This is a genomic window from Kribbella sp. NBC_00889 (assembly GCF_045207705.1).
Taxonomy (GTDB): Bacteria; Actinomycetota; Actinomycetes; order Propionibacteriales; family Kribbellaceae; genus Kribbella.
On record NZ_CP108783.1, the window covers coordinates 7,362,824 to 7,384,167 of the forward strand.

The 21,344-nt window shown below is 67.3% G+C and carries 22 protein-coding genes and 1 tRNA gene; 8 read left to right on the top strand and 15 right to left on the bottom strand.

The window, feature by feature from the left end; all coding sequences use genetic code 11:
* Window positions 1-84 precede the first annotated feature (84 nt).
* The 3 genes from OG817_RS36065 to OG817_RS36075 all read right to left on the bottom strand — a co-directional run bounded on the left by OG817_RS36065 (window position 85) and on the right by OG817_RS36075 (window position 4,161).
* A complete protein-coding gene (locus OG817_RS36065) occupies window positions 85-1,971 on the bottom strand; it encodes a phosphoenolpyruvate carboxykinase (GTP) (protein WP_406049362.1) in 1,887 nt (628 codons plus the stop codon).
* 322 nt (window positions 1,972-2,293) lie between these two features.
* Window positions 2,294-3,571, bottom strand: coding sequence for a hypothetical protein (locus tag OG817_RS36070; RefSeq protein ID WP_406049364.1), 1,278 nt, complete (start codon window positions 3,569-3,571; stop codon window positions 2,294-2,296).
* A complete protein-coding gene (locus OG817_RS36075; RefSeq protein ID WP_406049365.1) occupies window positions 3,568-4,161 on the bottom strand; it encodes a hypothetical protein in 594 nt (197 codons plus the stop codon). Before OG817_RS36075 ends, OG817_RS36070 begins: the two co-directional genes overlap by 4 nt.
* 241 nt (window positions 4,162-4,402) lie before the next feature.
* Here OG817_RS36075 and OG817_RS36080 point away from each other — a divergent pair.
* Window positions 4,403-4,475 (top strand) — tRNA-Arg (locus OG817_RS36080).
* Between the two features lie 223 nt (window positions 4,476-4,698).
* On the opposite strand, the gene OG817_RS36085 is transcribed toward OG817_RS36080, so the two are convergent.
* Window positions 4,699-5,328 (bottom strand): VOC family protein, encoded by a 630-nt coding sequence (locus OG817_RS36085; protein WP_406049366.1) that lies wholly within the window; start codon window positions 5,326-5,328, stop codon window positions 4,699-4,701.
* Window positions 5,329-5,861: 533 nt separating this feature from the next.
* On the opposite strand from OG817_RS36085, the gene OG817_RS36090 reads away from it, so the two are divergent.
* Window positions 5,862-7,052: a WD40/YVTN/BNR-like repeat-containing protein gene (locus OG817_RS36090; RefSeq protein WP_406049367.1), complete on the top strand. Its 1,191-nt coding sequence runs from the start codon at window positions 5,862-5,864 to the stop codon at window positions 7,050-7,052.
* A 298-nt stretch (window positions 7,053-7,350) separates the two neighbouring features.
* Here OG817_RS36090 and OG817_RS36095 read toward each other — a convergent pair whose 3' ends face one another.
* Complete coding sequence (locus tag OG817_RS36095) at window positions 7,351-8,637, bottom strand: IS701 family transposase (RefSeq protein WP_406049368.1); 1,287 nt, start codon at window positions 8,635-8,637, stop codon at window positions 7,351-7,353.
* A gap of 500 nt (window positions 8,638-9,137) precedes the next feature.
* Between OG817_RS36095 and OG817_RS36100 the strand changes: the two genes are divergently transcribed.
* Window positions 9,138-9,377, top strand: coding sequence for a hypothetical protein (locus tag OG817_RS36100; RefSeq protein WP_406049369.1), 240 nt, complete (start codon window positions 9,138-9,140; stop codon window positions 9,375-9,377).
* A 15-nt stretch (window positions 9,378-9,392) separates the two neighbouring features.
* Here the strand turns inward: OG817_RS36100 and OG817_RS36105 are convergent, their stop codons facing one another.
* The 5 genes from OG817_RS36105 to OG817_RS36125 all read right to left on the bottom strand — a co-directional run bounded on the left by OG817_RS36105 (window position 9,393) and on the right by OG817_RS36125 (window position 12,343).
* Window positions 9,393-9,794, bottom strand: coding sequence for an arsenate reductase ArsC (locus OG817_RS36105; RefSeq protein ID WP_406049370.1), 402 nt, complete (start codon window positions 9,792-9,794; stop codon window positions 9,393-9,395).
* Entirely contained in the window at window positions 9,791-10,540 is a 750-nt protein-coding gene (locus tag OG817_RS36110; RefSeq protein ID WP_406049371.1) for an MIP/aquaporin family protein, read from the bottom strand. Before OG817_RS36110 ends, OG817_RS36105 begins: the two co-directional genes overlap by 4 nt.
* A complete protein-coding gene (locus tag OG817_RS36115; protein WP_406049373.1) occupies window positions 10,537-11,202 on the bottom strand; it encodes an arsenate reductase ArsC in 666 nt (221 codons plus the stop codon). The genes OG817_RS36110 and OG817_RS36115 overlap by 4 nt, the downstream gene beginning before the upstream one ends.
* On the bottom strand, window positions 11,199-11,903 hold the full coding sequence (locus OG817_RS36120) for a helix-turn-helix domain-containing protein (protein WP_396397954.1): 705 nt from the start codon (window positions 11,901-11,903) through the stop codon (window positions 11,199-11,201). The genes OG817_RS36115 and OG817_RS36120 overlap by 4 nt, the downstream gene beginning before the upstream one ends.
* Window positions 11,904-11,974: 71 nt before the next feature.
* Window positions 11,975-12,343: an ArsR/SmtB family transcription factor gene (locus OG817_RS36125; RefSeq protein ID WP_406049375.1), complete on the bottom strand. Its 369-nt coding sequence runs from the start codon at window positions 12,341-12,343 to the stop codon at window positions 11,975-11,977.
* 79 nt (window positions 12,344-12,422) lie between these two features.
* Here OG817_RS36125 and OG817_RS36130 point away from each other — a divergent pair, with 79 nt between their 5' ends.
* Both OG817_RS36130 and OG817_RS36135 read left to right on the top strand, forming a co-directional pair.
* Window positions 12,423-13,823 (top strand): FAD-dependent oxidoreductase, encoded by a 1,401-nt coding sequence (locus tag OG817_RS36130; RefSeq protein ID WP_406049377.1) that lies wholly within the window; start codon window positions 12,423-12,425, stop codon window positions 13,821-13,823.
* A complete protein-coding gene (locus tag OG817_RS36135) occupies window positions 13,823-15,070 on the top strand; it encodes an MFS transporter (RefSeq protein WP_406049379.1) in 1,248 nt (415 codons plus the stop codon). The genes OG817_RS36130 and OG817_RS36135 overlap by 1 nt, the downstream gene beginning before the upstream one ends.
* A 93-nt stretch (window positions 15,071-15,163) precedes the next feature.
* On the opposite strand, the gene smpB is transcribed toward OG817_RS36135, so the two are convergent.
* Both smpB and OG817_RS36145 read right to left on the bottom strand, forming a co-directional pair.
* Window positions 15,164-15,643: an SsrA-binding protein SmpB gene (gene smpB / locus OG817_RS36140; protein ID WP_406049380.1), complete on the bottom strand. Its 480-nt coding sequence runs from the start codon at window positions 15,641-15,643 to the stop codon at window positions 15,164-15,166.
* A 26-nt stretch (window positions 15,644-15,669) separates the two neighbouring features.
* On the bottom strand, window positions 15,670-16,569 hold the full coding sequence (locus tag OG817_RS36145) for a hypothetical protein (RefSeq protein WP_406049381.1): 900 nt from the start codon (window positions 16,567-16,569) through the stop codon (window positions 15,670-15,672).
* Between the two features lie 228 nt (window positions 16,570-16,797).
* On the opposite strand from OG817_RS36145, the gene OG817_RS36150 reads away from it, so the two are divergent.
* The 3 genes from OG817_RS36150 to OG817_RS36160 all read left to right on the top strand — a co-directional run bounded on the left by OG817_RS36150 (window position 16,798) and on the right by OG817_RS36160 (window position 19,741).
* Entirely contained in the window at window positions 16,798-18,027 is a 1,230-nt protein-coding gene (locus OG817_RS36150; protein WP_406049382.1) for a YwqG family protein, read from the top strand.
* 300 nt (window positions 18,028-18,327) lie between these two features.
* Complete coding sequence (locus OG817_RS36155; protein WP_406049383.1) at window positions 18,328-18,897, top strand: YcxB family protein; 570 nt, start codon at window positions 18,328-18,330, stop codon at window positions 18,895-18,897.
* 247 nt (window positions 18,898-19,144) lie between these two features.
* Window positions 19,145-19,741, top strand: a complete 597-nt coding sequence (locus OG817_RS36160) for a hypothetical protein (protein WP_360364286.1) — start codon at window positions 19,145-19,147, stop codon at window positions 19,739-19,741.
* A gap of 138 nt (window positions 19,742-19,879) precedes the next feature.
* Here the strand turns inward: OG817_RS36160 and OG817_RS36165 are convergent, their stop codons facing one another.
* The 3 genes from OG817_RS36165 to OG817_RS36175 form a co-directional block, all read right to left on the bottom strand.
* Window positions 19,880-20,275 carry a hypothetical protein gene (locus OG817_RS36165; RefSeq protein WP_406049385.1) on the bottom strand — a complete coding sequence of 132 codons (396 nt, stop codon included), beginning with the start codon at window positions 20,273-20,275 and terminating at the stop codon, window positions 19,880-19,882.
* 43 nt (window positions 20,276-20,318) lie between these two features.
* Window positions 20,319-20,636, bottom strand: coding sequence for a hypothetical protein (locus OG817_RS36170; protein WP_406049386.1), 318 nt, complete (start codon window positions 20,634-20,636; stop codon window positions 20,319-20,321).
* A gap of 116 nt (window positions 20,637-20,752) precedes the next feature.
* Window positions 20,753-21,268 carry a CbrC family protein gene (locus OG817_RS36175; protein ID WP_406049388.1) on the bottom strand — a complete coding sequence of 172 codons (516 nt, stop codon included), beginning with the start codon at window positions 21,266-21,268 and terminating at the stop codon, window positions 20,753-20,755.
* Window positions 21,269-21,344 lie beyond the last annotated feature (76 nt).

Genomic DNA, 21,344 nt, shown 5'->3' on the forward strand with positions numbered 1-21,344 from the left:
GACACAGCGCGGCGCCCTGGGAGGTGGCCCAGGGCGCCGCGGTGCTGCCGGCCGCCGGCTTCCGACTCGGCAGCCGGCGTCCGGTCAGCCGAGACGTGCCTTCAGGTGGTCGAGCTCGACCTTCAGCGTGGTCGGGACCGTGTCGCCGAGCTTGGCGAACCACTCCTCGATCAGCGGGATCTCGGCCTTCCACTCCTCCGCGTCGACCTTGAGCGCGATGGCCAGCTCGTCCTCGGTGAGCTCGAGACCGCTGACGTCCAGGCCGTCCGCGGTGGGCACCCGGCCGATCGGGGTCTCGACCGCGTCGGCCTGGCCCTCGATCCGGTCGATGACCCACTTCAGCACCCGGCTGTTCTCGCCGAAGCCCGGCCACACGAACTTGCCCGCGTCGTCCTTGCGGAACCAGTTCACGTAGAAGATCTTCGGCAACCGCGCCGCGTCGTGCTGCTTGCCGACCGTCAGCCAGTGGTCGAAGTACTCGCCGGCGTCGTACCCGAGGAACGGCAGCATCGCCATCGGGTCACGCCGGACGACGCCCACCTGACCGACCGCGGCCGCGGTGGTCTCCGACGACAGCGTCGCCCCCATGAAGACGCCGTGCGCCCAGTCCCGAGACTCGGTCACCAGCGGCACCGTGGTGGCGCGGCGGCCGCCGAAGATGATCGCGGAGATCGGTACGCCGTTCGGGTCGTCGTACTCGTCGGCGATGATCGGGCACTGCTTGATCGGAGTGCAGAACCGGCTGTTCGGGTGGCTGGACAGCTCACCCGAGTCCGGCGTCCACTCCCGGCCCTTCCAGTCGGTCAGGTGGTTCGGCGGCGTGGGTGAGTAGCCCTCCCACCAGACGTCGCCGTCATCGGTGAGCGCGACGTTGGTGAAGACCGAGTTGCCCTTCTCGATCGTGCGCATCGCGTTCGGGTTGGTCTTCCAGCCGGTCCCCGGGGCAACGCCGAACAGCCCGAACTCCGGGTTCACGGCGTACAGGCGGCCGTCCGCGCCGAACCGCATCCAGGCGATGTCGTCGCCGAGCGTCTCGACCTTCCAGCCCTCCAGGGTCGGGTCGAGCATCGCCAGGTTGGTCTTGCCGCACGCGCTCGGGAACGCGGCCGCGACGTAGTGGACCTTCTTCTCCGGCGAGATCAACTTCAGGATCAGCATGTGCTCGGCCAGCCAGCCCTCGTCCCGCGCGATCGCCGAGGCGATCCGGAGCGAGTAGCACTTCTTCCCCAGCAGCGAGTTGCCGCCGTACCCGGACCCGTACGACCAGATCGCCCGCTCCTCGGGGAACTGGACGATGTACTTCTCGTCGTTGCACGGCCACGGCACGTCCTTCTGCCCGGCCTCCAGCGGCGCACCGACCGAGTGCAGGCACGGCACGAAGAACGCGTCCTCGCCGAGCTTGGCCAGTACGTCGGCACCGGTGCGGGCCATGATCCGCATCGACGCGACCACGTACGCCGAGTCGGTGATCTCGACCCCGAACATCGGCGTGTCCGCGGTCAACGGGCCCATGCAGAACGGGACGACATACATCGTCCGGCCGCGCATCGAGCCGCGGTACAGCCCCGTCATCAGGGCCTTCATCTCGGCCGGGTCCATCCAGTTGTTGGTCGGACCGGCGTCTTCTTCGTCGACTGAGCAGATGAACGTCCGCTGCTCGACCCGGGCCACGTCCGAGGGGTCGGTGCGAACCCAGAACGAGTTCGGCTTCTTCTCCTCGTTCAGCCGGACCATGGTCCCGGCCTCGATCAGCTCGCCGGTGAGCTTGCCGTACTCCGCGTCCGAGCCGTCCACCCAGTGGATCCGGTCGGGCTGGGTCAATGCGGCGACCTCGGCGACCCAGGCCAGCAGGCCGGCGTGGCGGGTCGGTGCATCGGTCAGGTCGTACTGCGTGGCGACGGCTGGGAGGGGGTCCGTGGCTGCTGCGGGGGCGGTGGTCTCGGTATGGGTCGGGCTGGCGGTTGTCGTCATCGGCGGCTCATTCCCTCTCGGCTGTCGGGCCCGGCGGCCGCCCGGCCCCTCGACGCTGAGGGGGGTACGGCGTCGGCCGCCGGGGTCTCCGGCGGTTCGATTCAGCTGGCTGGCGGTGTGCTCTCTCGCATACCAGTGTGTCCAGTGGACGTATACCAGTGTGCAAGTGGTACTACGGTACGCGACAGACACAAGGGCTGTGAACCACCAGAAAGTGAACCCGGTCACAAAGTTTTCGCGACAATCGCTTTCCGGTGAACCTTGTGAAAATGAGAACGGCCCGCGCTGGTCGCGCGGGCCGTTGCGGAGATCTTGCGGCGGATCAGCTGGTCTGCCGCCAGATGTCGTTCAGCACCTGCTGCACGGTCTGCTCCTCACCGGGTGCGCCGGTGACCGCGACGCCGACCAGCCACCACTGGCCACCGCTGCTGAACGCGCGCGTCATCATCAGCGCGAACGGCTTCGTCTGCTTCACCGTGAGCCAGGTCCGGTTGTCCTTCGCCGTCGCCGGGACCGGCGCCTTGAAGACCTTGGTCCACTGCTGGTCGAACGACGACCGGTCAGCCAGGCAGCCGGCCAGGTCCTTGCACGGACGCAGCGCGATCCGCAGGTCCGGCGTGAGCCTCGGATTGCCCACGCCGTCATCGGTCTGCACCTGGCGGTAGACGATCGTCGACGACTCGCCGAGGTACGACACCGCCGGCGGCCGCGGCCAGCCGATCGCGAACGGGACCTCGGCCGTGGTGATCACCTGCACGTCGGTCCCGGCCGGGTAGGTCGCGCCGAACAGCCCTGGGCCGCCGTCGGGCCGGAGGTACGGCGCCGTCGTGACCTTGCGGAACGCCGGGAGCAGCACGGTCGACGGGAACGCGGACGGGCTGACCGCGGCCTGCGGCGCGGCGTCGGGCTTCTCGTCCTTGACCGAACTGCCGATCGCGGCGCCGACGGAGTACGTGACCGTGAAGACGATCAGCACGATGACCGCGACCACGAGGTAGATCCAGCCGCCGATCTTGCGGCGGTACTGCCGGGCGATGTCGATCTTCGAGGGCTTGGTCTGTGGTGCCACCGCTTGTCGTGCGGGTCCCGCTTGTCGGGCGGGTCCCGCTTGTGGTGCGGGTCCCGCTTGTCGGGCGGGTCCCGCTTGTGGTGCGGGTCCCGTTTCTGGTGCGGGTGCGTAGGACGGGACGGAGCCGTTGCCGGATGGCGGCTGGGTCGGCGGCTGAGCGCCGTACTGGCTGAGCTGGGTGCGGACCGCCTGCACCGACTCCTCGTCGTTGCCGAGGATGCCGTCGAGCGGGTCGATCAGGCGCTCGGCGCCGGACTGGCCGGGGATGAGTTGGGTGATCGCGTACGGGCGCGTGGCGTTGAAGTTCGCCGCCCACAGCGAGGTCTCCTGCTGCTCGGGGTCGAGTGCGGCGTCCCGGCCGGCGCGGATCAGCCGGTCGCGCACAACCGCGTCCTTCGCGCCCGCGTCGCTCAGCACGAGCGCGACGACCTCCATTCCGGTGAAGCTGCGGCCGCGCCACAGCTCCGCGAGCGGGTGCCGCAACAGCCGCTGGTCGAACTCGTACCCGGAGATCTCCGGCGTGCTGTTCATTTGCTCTCCCAGATGGCCCGGTCCGCCAGCACCAGCACCGCCTGCTCCGCGACGTCCGCCTGGATCGGGCTCGCCGTGTACTCGACCTGAACGACGATGTCCGCGCGCTGCACCAGCGTCTTGACCGTGAACGACTCACCGGCCACACCCCGAACGGTCCGCGCCGACTTGGTCGGGTACTGCCGGTCCGGCACCTTGTCCATCGGCGACCGGTCGAAGGCCCGCTTCGCGGTCTGCTCCGGCCTGAACGGCGGCTGCCCGGCCCCCGCGTCAGCACCGGCGTACGGCGTGATCGTCACCTTCACCGACGCCGAGGTGAAGCTGCTCGACTTCTGCCGGCTGACCGCCGCCTCACAGGTCACCGTGGCGGTCCCACCCTGGTTCATGGTGATGGGCGCCGTACCGCTAGATGCCTTGGGCAACATCACGGACACGTCGCCGATCCGGGCACACACGTCGGCCGGCAACGTCCTGGCCGGGAGGATGTCCTCGGGTTCCACCGGTTCCCCGACCGCGTACCCGAACCCCGCACCCGCGAAGGCAGCCACACCGCACGCGATCGCCGTACCCCGCACCAGTCGACTCGCCATACCCGCGACCTTAGCCACGCACCGGTCCTCCAAGACCGATCAACGTCCCGCGGGCCGGCCCGCTTCTGGTCATGCTGCCTGGCGGCTTGTTCGATCGCTGACGCCTTATATCCCGCCAGCGCTCACACAACCCGCCAGCCTCAGCCGAGCAGAGTGCTTCGCCGCGACCCGCCGTACGGCTTCCCTGAGGCCGATTGGCCTCCACCCACCTGTCCAATGTATCGTTACTCGACGTTGTCCAGCGCTCGTAGCTCAACGGATAGAGCATCTGACTACGGATCAGAAGGTTGGGGGTTCGAATCCCTCCGAGCGCGCAAACAAAACCCCAGGTCACGAGGTGGATGACCCGGGGTTTTGGCGTTTCTGAGGGTGGTTGACCCCACGGCTGACCCCAACATCACTCGTCGTCCTGCTCGAACAGGAACCCGAGCTTGTCCACAGCACCCCGAACTGTCAGGCGTGTCGTTAGTTCCTGAACGGTTGGGTTCTTGAGGTCATGGTTGACCGCAACCGGTCATGCCTCGGCCGCGTCGGGCCTCAGCCGACGAACGCGATCGCGTTGCCGTCCGGGTCACGCACGATGAAGTCGGTGCCGCCCCACGCTTGTTTGGTCAGCTTCTGCACGATCTCGGCGTCAGCGGCCCGATATTCCGCGTAAAGTTCGCGTACGTTCGGCGTATCGATGAACGCCATGATGAGCCCTTCTCGTTCCGCGGCACCGGCCGCGAACACCGGCTCGTCTACGAGCTTCAGGTGCAAGCTCGCGCCCTCGCGCGCCACCGATCCGTAGAACGGCGGGTTGCCGTGCACGAAGTCGATCCGGAAGCCGAGCTGGTCCCGATAGAACGTGGCCGAGGCATCGACGTCTGCGACGTACAGCACCGGCTTGGCGCTCGCGGCTGCCGTGTCCTGAGTCTCCGGCTGCTCACTGGTGGGCGGAGCCGCTTCCGTGCTCGCCTTGAGTTCGGCCCAGCTGGCGCAGCCCGCTTCGAGAGCGATGATCTCTTGGGCTTCGGTGAGGGGAAACTTCAGCGCGAGTGCTTCGCGGTCGGACAACGTGCGATAGCGCGCGAGCTGTCGGATGCGACCGCCAATCGAGAAGTTTCCTTCGCGGTGCCAGCGAACGAGCAGTTTCGCCTGCTTCTTGTAGGTTTCGAGCTTGGGCATGGCGCTCCCTCTTCGGTCTTGAAGTAGGTGGGCCTTGCCCTTTCGGCTGCTGTGCCGCTGCGCCCTACGACCGGGTTTGAACCCGCGCCTGCGACGTTGAGATTACCACAGCGAATTGGGCGCCGGGCGGCGCAACTGACACGCTCGGCCGTGACCCCAGTCTGACCCCAACGGTTCCTAACGAGCGGCATCTCTAGTACGACAGCCGGACTTCGTGATGTTGGGCGAGGCGACGCGCGGCGGCCAGCATCACCGCGGTTGATCCTCTATCGATCCTGAGCTCCTGGCGCAACTCGAACCTGACCTCAGTTGAACTGGGTGTCAACGGACATCGGGACTTCCCTGGGTAGTCGCAATTCGCCTGCGGCTCACGCCACTTCACGCGTGAGCTGTATATCGCCGCGGTGCAGTCGGCGTGACCTCAGCAGCGCCGCTGGGCGGCGGACCAGAAGGGCCGGGTTAGCATGTCCGGGCTCACGACGTTGGCGGTCGGAAGGCAGAGGCAGGACCAATGTCCTCAGGGAGGCGGGCCGATGGTGGAGCCGGGTTGGCAACCGATGCCGGGCGCGCCTGCGCCGGTGGAGGTGGCCGCTGCGAAGTCACGGCCTCCCGAGGCCGGATTCGTGGTCGGCGACACGGCATTCGCCTCACCGACGGCCGGGTGGGCCTATGTCGTGGACCTGCAAGCGGCACAGTGCCGGGTGCTGTTTACTCAGGACGCCGGCGCGACCTGGCGTCCGCAGTTGGCGTGGCGGGGTCTGTTCTACGGCAGGTTGACCGCGTTCGACGAGCGTCGGGCCGCATTTGCGCTGGCAGTGTCGCAGGGCGACGACATCAATGGCTACCGGCCGGAAGCCCACGCCGCCGATGATCCCTTTGTAGGGCCGGACGCCTTCCTGGCCGGCACCGAGGATGCCGGTGTCAGCTGGACGTTGGCACAGGCTCCGGTTAATGGGTTGGGGGCAGGGTTCCTGACACCTGGGCAGATGTGGCTGAGGGCATATGTTCACCAGCAGAGCGGGATGCCCGGGATGGCGCGGACCGATCTCGTACGCACCTGGGACGGTGGCGCGACTTGGCACAGCCTTGCGGGCGTGAAAGGTTCTGGCGTGGTTGACGTGACCTTTCAGTCGGCGACCGACGGGCTGCTGGTGGCAGCCGAAGGAAACGGGGCGAACGTCCTGTATCGGACCGTGGATGCGGGCGTCAGTTGGGAGCCGGAGGCGTTGGAGCCGCCGCCGAGGCTGCCCGTCAACGCGGAACGCCGGATTGAACCGGTGATGGGCCGGGATGGAACTGTCCTGCTGGTGTTGTCGGCCCTCTCTGACAGGGACTCGCCTCGGCGGCCGAAGTGGGAGGGCCGCTACGTCTACCGGCGTGTCGGGTCGCGGGACTGGGCTGGTCCGTACCGGCTGCCGATGGTGCCAGTGCGCTCGCGCCGACCGCACCCGGCGGCGTGGGGGGCGGACGGGCGGATCTGGACGGCGGCGGGCCACGACCTCTTCGTCGCCGATGACCCCGCAGGCCCATGGCAGCGCCGCCACCTTCGGCTGCCGGCCAAGCAGCTCATCACTCGGATCGACCCGGTCGCGGGCGGGACGGTCTGGTTGACCACGAACAACGCGTTCAAGATTCCAGGTGCTGCTCCCGGCGGTCACCTTTACCGCAGTGTCGACGACGGTGCGAGCTGGGATTACGTGCCGATTGATAGTGCTATTCGATAACTGACTCACCGTACTTGCGGTGGGGTTCTCCAACGAACGTTGACGTCGTAGTCGTGTCGGGTTGACGGCGCGGCGTTGGCCTGGCCGCTCGATGCGGGAGCCGATGGTGGCTTGTCAGGCTGAGGTTCGACTCGGCCGTCCGGTGAACCGGCCGAAGGTGCTGCCAGACTTCCTTCGTGACCGACGACGATGACGATCTGCGGGCTCGACGAGCTCATCCCTGCACCGAGTGGAAGTTGGTGGGGGCTGCTCTTCGACAACCCCACCATCGGCCTAGTACTCCAGCCGTAGTTCGTGATCAGGCGAGCTGGACCGTCTGACGGCGGTGGTGGCTGTCGCGTGCGCGGTCTTGGTGGCGGCGTCGCCATCGTGACCAGTGCAGCAGCGCCGTCGGCACACCACTTGCGGCCTTCAGGTGTCGGATGCCGTGTTGGGTGTGGTTGAGGAGTCGGGTGAACAGGTGCCGGATCTCGTTGGCGGTGAGCGCGATGAGCCCTTGTGGTGAAGGGGTTTCGGCTCGTGCGGTGGCAGTCATCACGGCGAGGAAGGCGTGGGCGAGCATGGCGAGGATTGTCCAGCGGTGCCAGGAGGTCCAGCGACGGATCTGGTGCTCGTCCAGCCCGGTCAATCCCTTACCTGCTTGGAAGGACTCCTCGATCGTCCACCGGCGCCCGGCCACCGCGACGAGGGTGGCCAGCGGGACCGGGGTAGGTGTGTAGCAGCGGTAGAACGCGAGTTCACCGGTGCTGATCGAGCGGCGGACCAGCAGCGCCTGACCGCCGACAGTGCCACCTCCTTCGGCGTCGGCGACCGCGATGTCGATCAGGGCCCAGTCGTACCAGCGGTGCCCTTTCGCGCCGACGCCGGCGCTGAGTCGGTTCCAGGTCCGCGACGGCCGCCGGCGGGCCAGGGTCTTGGCCGGGTGTTTGCCGGCCGGCGTGGTGATCTGATGGTCGCAGGCCACCGCGAGCACGTAGCCAATCGCTCGTTCCTGCAAAGCGATCCGCAGCTTGGAGTCGCCGCCGTGCACCTCGTCGCCAGCCACCCACGACGCCGGGACAGCGGCATCCAGCGCGCGGGTGATCATCTCCCGTGCGAGCGCGGGCTTGGTGGCGAACCTGGTGTCACCAGGTTCGCCGGCGGCACGACACCTCTCGGGGTCCATGGTCCAGGACTTCGGCAGAGATAGGGCCCGGTCGATGAACGCATGCCCACCCGTGGCGGCATACACCAGGTAGACCCCGACCTGCGCGTTCTCGATCCGGCCCGCGGTCCCGGTGTACTGGCGCTGCACCCCGACCGTGTGGACGCCCTTCTTCAGATCGCCGGTCTCATCCACCACCAGCACCGCGCCCGGGTCACCGAGATGATCCAGCACGTAAGTCCGTAGGTCGTCACGCACCGCGTCGGCGTCCCACACCGCCCGAGCCAGCAGATGCTGCATGCCGTCCGGAGACGCCTCACCGGCATGCTCGGCGATCGTCCAGCAATTCACCCGCGGCAACCCGGCCAGCAACCCCACCAAGAACAACCCCACCCGCCGCCGCGGCTCGACCCGCACGAACCGCAACGCGATCCGCCCCACCAACTCGTCGAAACCACGCCGCCACCGATCAGCGTCTACGCTATGGCACGCAGCCACCGCGCGACCGTCTTGAGTCCACACAACCCGAGATCATCAACCGGTGGCTGCCCTACGTCCGGGACCGCCACACCGCCAGATCACGAACTACGGCTGGAGTACTAGGCAACTGGTGTATCCGCCACCGACTCTCGACAAAGCTCCCGAAGGCCATGTGCAGGCTCCTACGGATCAGAAGGTTGGGGGTTCGAATCCCTCCGAGCGCGCAAACAAAACCCCAGGTCACGAGGTGGGTGACCTGGGGTTTCTCCTTGTCCGGGGCTGTTCTTGCCAACACTTCTGCTAACACGACTGGCTGGGCATCAACGGCAGCGTGGAATCCTGGAGAGATCTTTGGCTCTTGAAGGGTGTCCATGTCCAACGTGCCGGTTGCTCGCCCGAAGATCGTGTGTCTGTGCGGTTCCCTGCGCTTCAGCAGGGAGTTTGCGACCGAGCGCACGCGCTTGACGCTCGATCTGGCGATCGTCCTGGCTCCGGAGGCCACCGAGGCGCCTGTGCTGGACCCTTTGCTCGTGCGGGCCCTGGGCGAGCTGCACCTCCGCAGGATCGACCTCGCAGATGAGGTACGAATCGTGAACCCCGGTGGCTACATCGGGGAGGCCACGCGCCGCGAGATCGCGTACGCCGCCGCATTGGGCAAGCCCGTCACGTACGTCCACGAACTGGCGATAGGGGACAGCTAGTCGGTTTCGCGGCTGTCAGGCGGTCTGCAGTTCGGCTACGAGCTTTTCGACCCGGCCGTGGATGTCGTCGCGGACTTCGCGAACGACCTCGATGGGTTGGCCGGCGGGGTCGGTGAGTTCCCAGTCCTCGTAGCGTTTGCCGGGGAAGATGGGGCAGGCGTCGCCGCAGCCCATGGTGATGACGACGTCGCTGTGCCGGACGTCTTCGGTGGCAAGGATGTGCGGCACGGCGCCGGTGATGTCGATGCCGACCTCGCGCATCGCTTCGATGGCGACGGGGTTGATCTGGTTGGCGGGTTCGGACCCGGCGGACCGGACTTCGATGGTGTCGCCGGCCAGGTGGCGCAGCCATCCGGCAGCCATCTGTGAGCGGCCGGCATTGTGGATGCAGACGAAGAGTACAGCGGGCTTGCTCACGCGGATGCTCCAGTGTGGGTGGTGTCTGAATGAGGTGTGACGACATCGTCGGCGGCCTGGCCCGCGTGGGGGTAGAGGACCAGGACGAGGGCAGCACCGACGATGGCACCGACGGCTTGGAAGAAGATGAAGCCGGGCACCGAGCTGGGCGAGATGCCGGCGAAGGTGTCGCTGAACGCCCGCCCGATCGTGACGGCCGGGTTGGCGAACGAGGTGGACGAGGTGAACCAGTACGCCGCCCCGATATAGGCGCCGACGGCAAGAGGGGCGAGCTGGGCTCGGCCGGACCAGGCGAGCGCGAAGATCAGCAGGATCAGACCGGCGGTGGCGACGGTCTCGCCCAGGTAAAGGTGGCCGGCAGACCGGTGCGTGGTCGACCAGGACACCACGGTTTGGCCGTACATGAGGTTGGCGAGAATCGCCCCGGCGATGCCGCCGCCGATTTGGGCGGGGATGTAGGCGGCGAGGTCGCGGCCCTTCAGTCCGTTGCCTGAGCGCTGGCCGAGCCACCAGTCGATCACGGACACGGCCGGGTTGAAGTGGGCGCCGGACACGGGACCGAGCATGAGGATCAGGACCGCGAGCCCTAGCGCGGTGGCAAAGGAGTTCTCCAGGAGCTGTAGGCCGGTGTCGCTGGGTGACAGGTTGGCCGCGGCGATGCCGGAGCCGACAACGACGGTGACGAGCAAACCGGTCCCCAAAGACTCGGCGACCGCGCGACGCCACAAGGGTTGCGCGTGGCTCATCCGCGGCTCACCGGAACGGCGAGTTCGTCGAGCAGGACGCGGACGCGGCGTTCGATCTCGTCGCGGATCGGGCGTACGTCGGCGACGTCGAGTCCATTGGGGTCGTCCAGCTCCCAGTTCTCGTAGCGGGTGCCGGGGAAGATCGGGCAAGCGTCGCCGCAGCCCATCGTGACCACGACATCGGCAGCGCGGACCACTTCGTCAGTCCACGGCTTCGGGTACTCGCCTGCGATGTCGATGCCACGTTCAGCCATCGCGCCGACAGCAGCCGGGTTGATGTCGATGCCGGGTTCGGAACCGCCCGACCACGCGACCGCGGCATCGCCGGCCAGGTGCTGGAAGAAGCCGAGCGCGATCTGGGATCGGCCGGCGTTGTGGACGCAGAGAAACAGCACGACAGGTTTGCCGTCGTCGTGGTGGCCTTCGACCCGAGCGAGTGCGGTGAGGCGTTGCCGTGCGAACCGTTCGGCCAGCAGGGGAAGGAAGTTCGGGATGGTGCTGCCGGTGGCGAACTGGTCGTAGCTGGAGTAAAGGAACCGTTCGATGGTCTCCGGGCCGTAGATGTCGGAGAACTCTTCGGTCAGTCGTGCGGCAGCGGTGCGCAGGGCGAGGTGCTGGTCGACGGAGAGGTCGGCGTGGCGGTGCCAGGTGAGTTCGGTCATGGGGTGCTCCGGGTGGAGTCGGTCGCCTCGGGCGACAGTGCGGGAGCCAGCCGTTCGATCCGGTCGGCGATCTCGGTGTAGGCGGCTTCGAAGGCCGCGTCGGTATCGGCCGGCGCCGGGTCAGGGATCGACCAGTGGAGCCGGGGTCGCTGCTGGGTCGGCAGGTGCTCGTAGGCGTTGTCGCAGACCGCGATCAGCAGATCGTCGCGTCGTACGACATCGCTCACGTTGGCGGTGCGCCAGTCAACGGGATCCAGGCCGTGCCGGCGCGCCACCTTCAGCGCGCGGGGGTGGATCCGTTCGGCCGGTTGGGTGCCTGCGGAGACAGCCGGCACATGGCTGCGCCGGGACCAGATCGCCGCGGCGAGTTGTGAGCGGGCCGAGTTCTGGGTGCAGACGAACACCACCCGCTTCGCCGCGAGCAGCGCCGGAGTGACGATCGCGGCCAGCGCGTCCGGTTGGAGTCGCACATAGGTACGTCGACGGTCGCCCTCGGAGCGGGTTCGAGCGACCAGGCCGGCGTCCTCCAGCACCTTCAGATGATGGGCGACCAGGTTCGTCGGCAGGTCCAGCGCGGCGCCCAGCTCACCCGGCGCGACGTCACCAGCGACCAGCGTGTCCACGATCGCGAGCCGCGCCGGGTCGCCGAGTGCCGCATGGATGCGGGCGCGTTCAGCCAGGGTCAATTGCTCAGTGTTCATTGACTCAATGATCACTGAGGTAGTTCGCCGAGTCAAGCCAGCGGCCGGCGCTTACTTCTGGTCCGGTTGGATCAGCGAGGCAGCAGGGGCTGCGGGACGGCGAGAAGAGTCGAGATCCATTCCAGGCGTTCAGGCATGGGCCAGTAGTAGACCCAGGTCCCGCGGCGCTCGCAGTCGACCAGGCCGGCCTCGCGCAGAACCTTCAGATGGTGGGAGATCGTCGGACCGCTCACCTCGAACTGCGGCGTGAGGTCACAGACGCAAATCTCATCGCCCGCTGACGTGATCATCGACAGGAGGCGGAGCCGGATCGGGTCGGCGAGCGCCTTGAACACCGACGCCCCCTCGGCAGCCCCGGCCGCATCGAGTGCAGCATCGGAGATCGGCGCGCAACAGCCGCCGGTTCCGACGGGCGTCAACGTGAGCTCCTGTTTCGACATGGGTCTATCTTGACTCTTGTCTAATCACGAGGCAAGCTGATGGTTGTTTCGATGATCTTCTAGACAGGGAGTTGGAATCGTGAGCGAGCAGACAGCGGCGCCGGTGGTCGTCATCGGTGCGGGTCCGGTCGGTCTGGCGGCGGCGGCACACCTCGCGGAACGCGGACTGGACTTCGTCGTACTGGAGTCCGGGCCGAGTGTCGCGGCGGCGATCGACGAGTGGCGGCACGTGAAGCTGTTCAGCCCGTGGCGCTACGACATCGACTCCGCCGCCCGGCGGCTACTCGAGGCGAGTGGATGGACCGAGCCGGACCTGGGCACGCTCCCTACCGGTGGCGACTTGATCGACTCCTACCTCGCACCGCTGACCAAGACGCAACAGCTCAACGACCGCATCCGGTACAACGCGGCTGTTGCCGCCGTCACCCGGGTCGGGTTCGACCGCATCCGCACCGCCGGCCGTGAGGCCGCGCCATTCCTGATCCGCCTTGCCGACGGCACCGAACTACTCGCCTCCGCGGTGATCGACGCCGCCGGCACCTGGCGCAAGCCGAACGTCCTCGGCGGCTCCGGCATCCCCGCCCAAGGTGAAGCCACCTCAGCGGACGGCATCGCCCGCGCCTTGCCCGACGTCCTTGGCGCTGACCGTGACCGCTACGCAGGGCGCCGTACCGCCGTCGTCGGCGCCGGTCACTCCGCAGCTACCACGCTGCTCGACCTGGGCGAGCTGGCTGAGCAGGTCCCGGGGACCGAGATCGTCTGGGTCGTACGCGGCACCGACCAGGCCCGCACCTACGGCGGCGGCGACGCCGACGAACTCCCCGCCCGCGGTGCGCTCGGCAGCCGTCTCAAGAAGCTGGTTCAGTCCGGACACGTCGAGCTCGTCAGCTCGTTCCGGGTCGAAGCGATCACCCGCGTCGACAACGGCCGCGTCGAGCTGGCCTCGGGTGACCGGCGAGTCCTGGCCGACACCGTGGTGAACTCGACCGGCTTCCGGCCCGACCACGACTTCGTCTCCGAGCTACGCCTCGACCTCGACCCGATCATGGGATCGACTCGCGCCCTCGCACCGCTGATCGACCCGAACCAGCACTCCTGCGGCACCGTCCCGCCCCACGGTGTGGACGAGCTCGCGCATCCCGAACCCGGGTACTACGCGATCGGCGCGAAGTCCTACGGCCGGGCACCGACGTTCCTCCTCGCCACCGGCTACGAACAAGCCCGCTCGGTCGTCGCGGCACTTGCCGGGGACTGGGAGGCCGCACGCGATGTTCAGTTGGACCTGCCCGAGACCGGTGTCTGCTCGTCCAACCTGGCCTACGGCGGCAGTGACGACGAGGCCGGCGGTTGCTGCGGCCCGGCACCTCAATCCGTAGAGATCTCAGCGCCGGCGGGTCGCGGCCTGGCCACCGGGATCAGCGGCGGCCTGCTGACCGTCATCGAGGACACCACGACCAAGCAGTCGGGCTGCTGCGGCTGATGCCCACCACAACCTCCGCGACCGGTGCACAGCTGACCGGCCGCGGAGGCATCCGGCGCGAGGTCGTCGCTGCGCTGGCAATTACCACGACCGTCAGCTACGGCGTGCTGTACTACGCCTTCAGCGCCCTGCTCGAACCGATGCGAACCGACCTGCACATCTCCACCACCGCAGCCACCGGAGCACTCACCACTGCCTCGCTGGTCAGCGCGTTGCTGTCCATCCCCATCGGTCGCCGACTGGATCGTCGCGGTGGGCACAGACTGATGACCACCGGTTCGATCCTCGCTGCGGTAGCCGTGCTGGCGTGGTCACAGGTCCATTCCCCCGTCGAGCTGTACGGCGTCTTCGTCGCAATCGGCGTCGCATCGGCAATGGTTCTCTACCCACCAGCGTTCGCCGTCATCGTCGCCGTCACCGCGCCAGAACGCCGTACGTCGGCACTGCTCGGAATCACCCTCGTCGCAGGGTTCGCAAGCTCGATCTTCATCCCGCTCGCCGGCCAACTCATCCAGGCCTACGGATGGCGGCACGCCCTGGTGATCCTCGGAGTCGTGATCGCGGTGATCACGGTTCCCCTGCACGCCGTCGCGCTCCGCCGCACTCAGCCGCCCGAACCGATCCACCACGAGCATCGCGAACCACCCGGACGAGTACTGCGCGACCGCGGCTTCTGGCTGCTCGCAGTCGCTTTCGTCCTCCACAGCTCAGCGCTCGCGGTCATCGGCGTACACCTGGTCACCTACCTGACCCGCCTCGGCCACTCGCCCACCACCGCCGCTACCTTGACCGGCCTCCTCGGACTGCTGTCCGTCACCGGCCGCGTCACCGTCACGATCCTCCGGCGATGGCTCCCGATCACAGCGATCACAGCCGCGATCATCACTCTGCAAGGCATCGCGCTCGGACTTCTCCCCACCGCCGGACGAAGCGTGCCCGGCGCCGCAGCCTGCCTGATCGCCTTCGGCCTCGGCTTCGGAGTCGCCTCGATCGCCAAGCCCGCGATCCTGCTCGACCGGTACGGCGACCACGGCTACGCCACCATCGCCGGCATCCTCGGCACACCCACCACCGTCGCCGCCGCGACCGCCCCACTCGCAGCCGCAGCCCTGGCAACCGCGCTCGGCTACACCCCGCTCATCCTCACCGCAGCCGCAGCCTGCATCTTCGCCGGCATCGCCCTCGCCACCACGCTTCGCCGAGAGGCCATCCCGATCCAGCGCCTCAGCGACACCGCCCGCACCTGACCGTGCCCCGCACCCGACCCGGTCGTACCCCAACGGCGGCTGCCGCCCACCTGGTCACGTCAGCTGACTGGGCGTCGTCGTACGCGCGGCTGATCAGTCCGGGCGGCCCTTCAGTCGGCGGCTGACCGCACGCTCGACCTCCCGGCTCGCCTCGCGCTCGGCGAGCGCCTGCCGCTTGTCCCACGTCTTCTTGCCGCGGGCAAGGGCGATCTCCACCTTCGCCCGACCGTCCTTGAAGTAGAGGGTCACCGGGACAATCGTCAGACCGCTCTCGTTGACCTTGCGCTCGATCTTGTCGATCTGGGCGCGATGCAGCAGCAGCTTCCGCTTGCGACGAGAGCCGCCGTTGAACCAGCGGGCCTGCGAGTACTGCGGGATGTGCACACCATGCAACCAGATCTCCCGGTCCTCGACCTGAGCGAAGCCACCGACCAGGGACGCCCGCCCGGCTCGAAGCGCCTTCACCTCCGGGCCCTGCAGCACAATCCCCGCCTCCCAGGACTCGCCCAGCTGGTACTCGTGGGCAGCCTTGCGGTTGCGCGCGACCACCGGTTCGGCCTCTGGCTTCTTCACACGGTGATTCTCCCCCGACGAGCCAACTAGGCCGAACTGGCCAACTCGGCGACGCTGACCAGATACTGCCGTGGGATCTCCGCCCGGGTTCGGATCTCGATCGGATCGGCGTACGGAACCAGGCGCAACCACGACACGAGCCGGTGCACACAGACCAGCGCCTCAGTGGCGGCGAGGTCGTCACGCAGCAACCGCGGGTCGGCGTCGAGGTGATCACGCCAGACCGTCAGGTAGACGTCGAGTAGCTCGTCGCGGTCTGCGTGAGACAAGGGCGCACCGGTCCATTCCTCCACGGAGTCGAGGAAACCGTGCAGAGAGACGAACGGATGGCCCCAGATCGCATTACCGAAGTCGAAGAACCGTGGCCTGAGTGCGCCAGTCGAGCGGTCGGCAAAGATGTTCGCGGGGTACACATCGTTGAGATCCAGGTCGAGCGGAACGATGTCGCTGAGGGACGCGGTACGTCGATCCAATACCTCAGCGGCGACCTCAGCTCGTTTCAGCATGTCTGGCTCGGGCCGCAGCGGATGACCAGGCTGCAGTGACGCCCACTCCTCGGCCACGGCGCGCACTCGATCACCGGCCGCGCTCGGTGCAAGCTCGATGATCCCGGCGTGTTCGGCCACGTTGAGACGGCCGAGGAGGGCGCACTGAAGGCGGGCGAGCGCGCGGACGACGATGCGGCGCGTCGGCTGGTGACGGACGTCGGGATGCGTGAGCGTCGTTCCCTGATCATCCGTGAGCAGCCAACTGCATTCACGATCGACTGCGATCGGCACGATCACATCCTCTGGCGCGAGCCGGGCCAACGCGGCGACCAGACCAGCCTCGAATCGATGGCCAGGATTGTTCTCCTTGAACCACACCAGTCCCTCGACAGACGGATAGCAGCGCACCACGGACCAGAACCGGGCCCGATAGGTCACCGGCTCACCACTGATCCGGCGACCCCGCTCGGCGAGGCGACGACCAACCCAAGCATCCGCGGTCTGCGTCCATTCCGGTGATGTCCAACGACGGACCCATTGGCCCTCAGCGTCTGGGCCGAGCGGTCGAGCCGGCGGCGGGTAGTGCGGCACCCCCGGCACGCTAACGCCCTGCACCGACAGATCTGCCGATGTGTGCGCATTCGCCGAGGAGGTTAGGTTGCGGTCATGGTGAACCGTGTGGACCCGAATAGTCCGGCCGACAGGTACGACGAGTTGATGGCGCGGCGTGCGGCGGTGGAGCAGGAGGTGCGCGGGCGGCTCACACGCCACAGCGAGGAGGCGCTGAAGCAGTTGCCGCTTGCGAGCGGGTCGACGCACGCCGTGGGTGGCGGCACGGACGGCATTCGCCTGAGTGCGAATGGCTCGTTGCACGCGACGTTGACGTTGCGGGACGTCCACGGCGTGACGTCGACCGTGACCCTTCGTGCCGATCCGGGCGGACAGATCGAGGAGTACACCGCAGAAAAGCATGAGTCAGAGGTCGTGGCGCCGATCCGAACGCGCGACGAGTTCGACGAGCGCCTCAGCACCGTGACCGCGCTCGCGCGAGAACACTTGCCGGCCGGTGCCGCGGAGGATTTCCTTGCCATGCTGCGCCCGGCCCTTCGGCTGGTTCATGCGGGCGAGAACGAGCTGGCTGTGGCGCAGCTTGGCGGACTGCCCACGCTGCCTGTCAATTCCTGGCCGGTGTGGGAAGGACATGGCCCGCTCGGCCACGTGCTGAGTTTCGACTGCGCACCGGTCGCGGCGATGTTGCCCGAGCTGGGGCTGCCAACCGACGGCCGGTTGGCCTTCTTCTACTTCGATGACAGGTACGACGTCGGCGAGAGCACGGTCGGATCCTGGGACCCCGCGAGCCACCCCGGGTTTCGGGTGCTTCATCTCCACCCGGAACTGAGCACCCGAGCCAACATCACCGACACCGCGACTCCGGTGCCACCCGGTCTTGCCCCGTTTCCGGTCGTCGCTCTCGCGGCGGTGCGAACGGTGACCTGGCCGTCGCATGAGACGCCGATGGCACAGGCGGTCTGGAACAGGCATGGGCTGACTGGTCCAAGGCCAGGCGTTCCGGCGCCATCCGTGGGCGCTCTGTACGAACGTCTGTGGAAACTGCCGGGCGGCGGTTACGACACCCACCAGATCGGAGGTCATCCCTGCCCCCAGCAAGGTCCAGTCGAGATGGAAGTCGAACAATTGCGGTGCGGGCTCGGCGGCGAACCGTTCGACTGGAACGACCTCAGCGCCCAGTCGGCCGCGTCCGACTGGCAGCTGTTGCTGCAGGTGGCCTCGGATGACGACGCCGACATGATGTGGGGCGATGTGGGTCAGCTGTACTACCTCGTCCAGAACGCCCAACAGCCACAAGACGCTCTGTTCACCTGGCAGTGCGGGTAAAACCGCCGCGACAGGCGTCGATCGGCACCCGCCCACTGCATACGCCCGGATCTGCCGCTGGCAGCGCGAACTAACATGCCGAGAAGAGTGCGTTGAACACCTTCGGTCCTGTGCTCGGCCCCCAACATCGCAGCCGTCACCTTCGGGCCAGGTGGCCATTAGGTCGCACCGCCGGGACGGGCCGTGGTGCTGAAACGTCGTTGGTCATGTCGAAGATCGAGCCAGTACGGCAGCCGCCGTTTGAGATGCCACTTGCCCACCCACCAGACGGACGGGACGCCGGGAATACACTGCCCTCTCATGTCATCTGAGCAGATCACCGTCGGCCCGGTCGAACTCAGCTACACCCTCACCGAGGACGACTGGCTCGACGGCTTCGTCGCCCACCGGCGCCGCGTCCGGCGTCCCTGGCTGGTCCCGCTACTGATCGTCGCCGCGCTCGTCGGGATTCTCCTCGGGCTCGTCTTTTCTGACGGCTCCGGGGCCATGTCGGCGGGTGACGTCGTAGTCCTCGCCACGGTGGCGCTCGTCGCCATCGGGCTCGGCGTGCTGCTGTTCCCGATCCTCGTCGCCGCCCGCTGGATGTATCGCTGGCAGGTACGCCTGCTCATGCGCGGGAATCCCTGGCTGTCCGAGCCCATCCGGGCCACTGTGGATGACACGGGGTTACGTCTCACCAGCGCAAGCCGGAGCGAAGCAGCCGCGTGGTCTCAATACCTGCGGTATGTCGAGACGGACCGGTCGTTCGTTCTGCGCGCGTCTGAGCGGCTTGGTGCGGCGGTACTCGTGCTGCCCAAGAGCGGGCTGGTTACGGGCGATCCCGCGCCGCTGCGGGCATTGCTCGAAACCCACTGCCACCGGCGCGCTTGATTAACAACCTAGAACGTCGACTTCGGATATGAGCCCGACATCGGCAAGATCTTCGTCGCGACGTAACCGGCGGACGGCCCGCTACGCCGACAGTAACGCCAACGTCCTCTTCTGCCGCAGATAGTGAAGGCGTGGACCTGCTGGTACGACGACCGTCTCTCCCAGACCCTCCGCCCGTTCGTTCGCGTGCCGGTGGTGGACCGCGGTCTTCGACGATGGCATGCCCAGCGAAGAGCATGATTGCTGCATGCCCGACTTCATGTGGCTCCCGGCCAATCAAGCATCGACAGAGGACGTCGAGGCGGTCTTCGCCACGGGCGGAGCCCACAAGTGCCGTTGCCAAGCGCTGAAGGTGCCCGGCTGGATCTGGCGGGACACGACCCAGGAGCAGAGGGATGCCGCGCTGCTGGAGCAGACCGCCTGCGGCACCACCACCGGACCGACGTCGGGGCTGATCGGGTACGTCGACGGCGAGGCGGCCGGCTGGGTCGCGGTCGAGCCGCGGGAGAACTACCCGAGGCTGTGGAGCCGGAAGCAGGCGTGGATGCGGATGGACCCCGAGCTTGAGGGCGTCTGGTCAGTCACGTGCTTCGTCGTGCGCAAGGGCCGGCGTCAGTCGGGGCTGACCTACGAGCTCGCCGCCGCCACCGTTGAGTACGGCGAGCAGGTCGGCGCCCGCGTCCTGGAGGGGTACCCGATCGAGCCGCCGCCGGGCAAGACCGTGATCTGGGACGAGGCGTCGGTCGGGCTGGTGCAGGTCTTCCTCGAGGCTGGTTACGAGGTGGTGGCTTCGCCCACCCTGCGACGGCGTGTGGTGCGGCGACGACTAGGCAACCATTCATGACCGTCGCCAGACCGGCCCGACGAAGGGACCATGTCGCTCGGACGTGCCGCAGATGGCGTGCGCTGCGGCAACCGGATCTGCCGCATTCCGCGCTCATGCCGGTGAGCGATTGTTGGCCACTCAAGCGATGGGCAACGCTCAGAGGTCTTCGTCGAGTGCGATTGATGCCCACTCAACGGAAGCCAGGTGTGAAAGTACGGGTGTCTCGATGGGTAGTGCCCACCCATGCTGATACCAGATCACGAGGGCAGCGCTGCGCTGGAGTGGATCGCCCGACAGGGCGTTCGAGGAGAACGCGGCCTCGACGCGGATGGCCGGCAGTCTCGCCGCACCCCCGAATGGATAGTTCTCGAAGCCCTCAATCGGCTCCTGATCGACCGGTACCAGGTATCCGAGGTTCCGGTCGTGGCTGAGTTGCGCCTCGTTCATGCGCCGGTTCGGCAGGCCCTCCAGGAGGCCGTCGTACGTCAGCCGTTGGTGTAAGCGTGTGAGGCGAGGATCGACAACGCCGATACGAATCGGTACGGGAGTCACGGACCTATCGTGACAGCGGGCGCAGCGCACCAGCGCGAGCGTGCTACGCCGAGGGAGATTCGCCAGCTAACGCGATGCTTACAGTGTCCTCCGAGGAGAGTGTCGCCAGGTTTGGCGGCTCGCCTCCGCTCCGCGCCACGAGGGCCTCAACCGCTTCCTCGAATCCCTCGACCCCATCGGTGATCGACAGGAAATCGCCACTGACATGGTCAACCTCCACCGTGATGAGGCGCCTGTCGTCCGGCGGCAGCAGCAACACGGAGATGCCCGCCCCCGTCAGCTCCGACCAGGGGTAGCCAAACGTCCTACCGGATTCGGTCAGCCAGACTCCGTCCTCGTCAACGATCACACGGTCGGCCACCTGTGTACCCTACCGATGCGCCGTGGTGATGGCCTCCGTTGCTCGGCTCTCGCGCCCTCAAGGTGGTCAAGTAGTCTGCCGAGCTGAAGCCAAGTCAGATCGGGGAGCAGGCTGCGTTACGTGCAGTCCCAGTACGCGAGTCCAAGCCCGCAGAGGCGACAGCGGAAGAGATAACCTGTCAGGTCTCCGTCAGCACTGAGGTTCCGCATCGCCGCGTCGTCCAAGCCTCCGTCCAAGCGGAGCGACTCCATCGCGCCGGGCAGTGCTGCCACGTCTTCCCAGCCGGCTCGACCGAGGAACTCCGCGCCGTCGGCGCAGTGGAACATCCAACGTTCCTGCTGCCACCCCGCGAAGCCTGGAGTCCGACGCACGATCTCGTCCAGTACCGCTGCCGGTACGTCGCTTGGCGCGCCATCCGCTGTCGTGAAGTCAGCATCGAAGTGGTCGGCCGCGCTTCCATCCGCAATGCACCACGGACAGAGGAACTCGACCTCCTCGACGGCGTACACCGGGCCGACGTACATGAAACCGCGAGCCTTGCCGCATCGCTCGCATACCTCCGCAGATGCAACGACAGATCCCGTCGCGACGGGGTCGGGGTAGTACGGGAACTGCGGCAGTCCGTCGCTCATGTCGGAAGCATCGTGGATCGGCGGACGCCAGCACAACCAGCCCGATGCGTCACCTACTCTCATGGCCGCTGTGCGG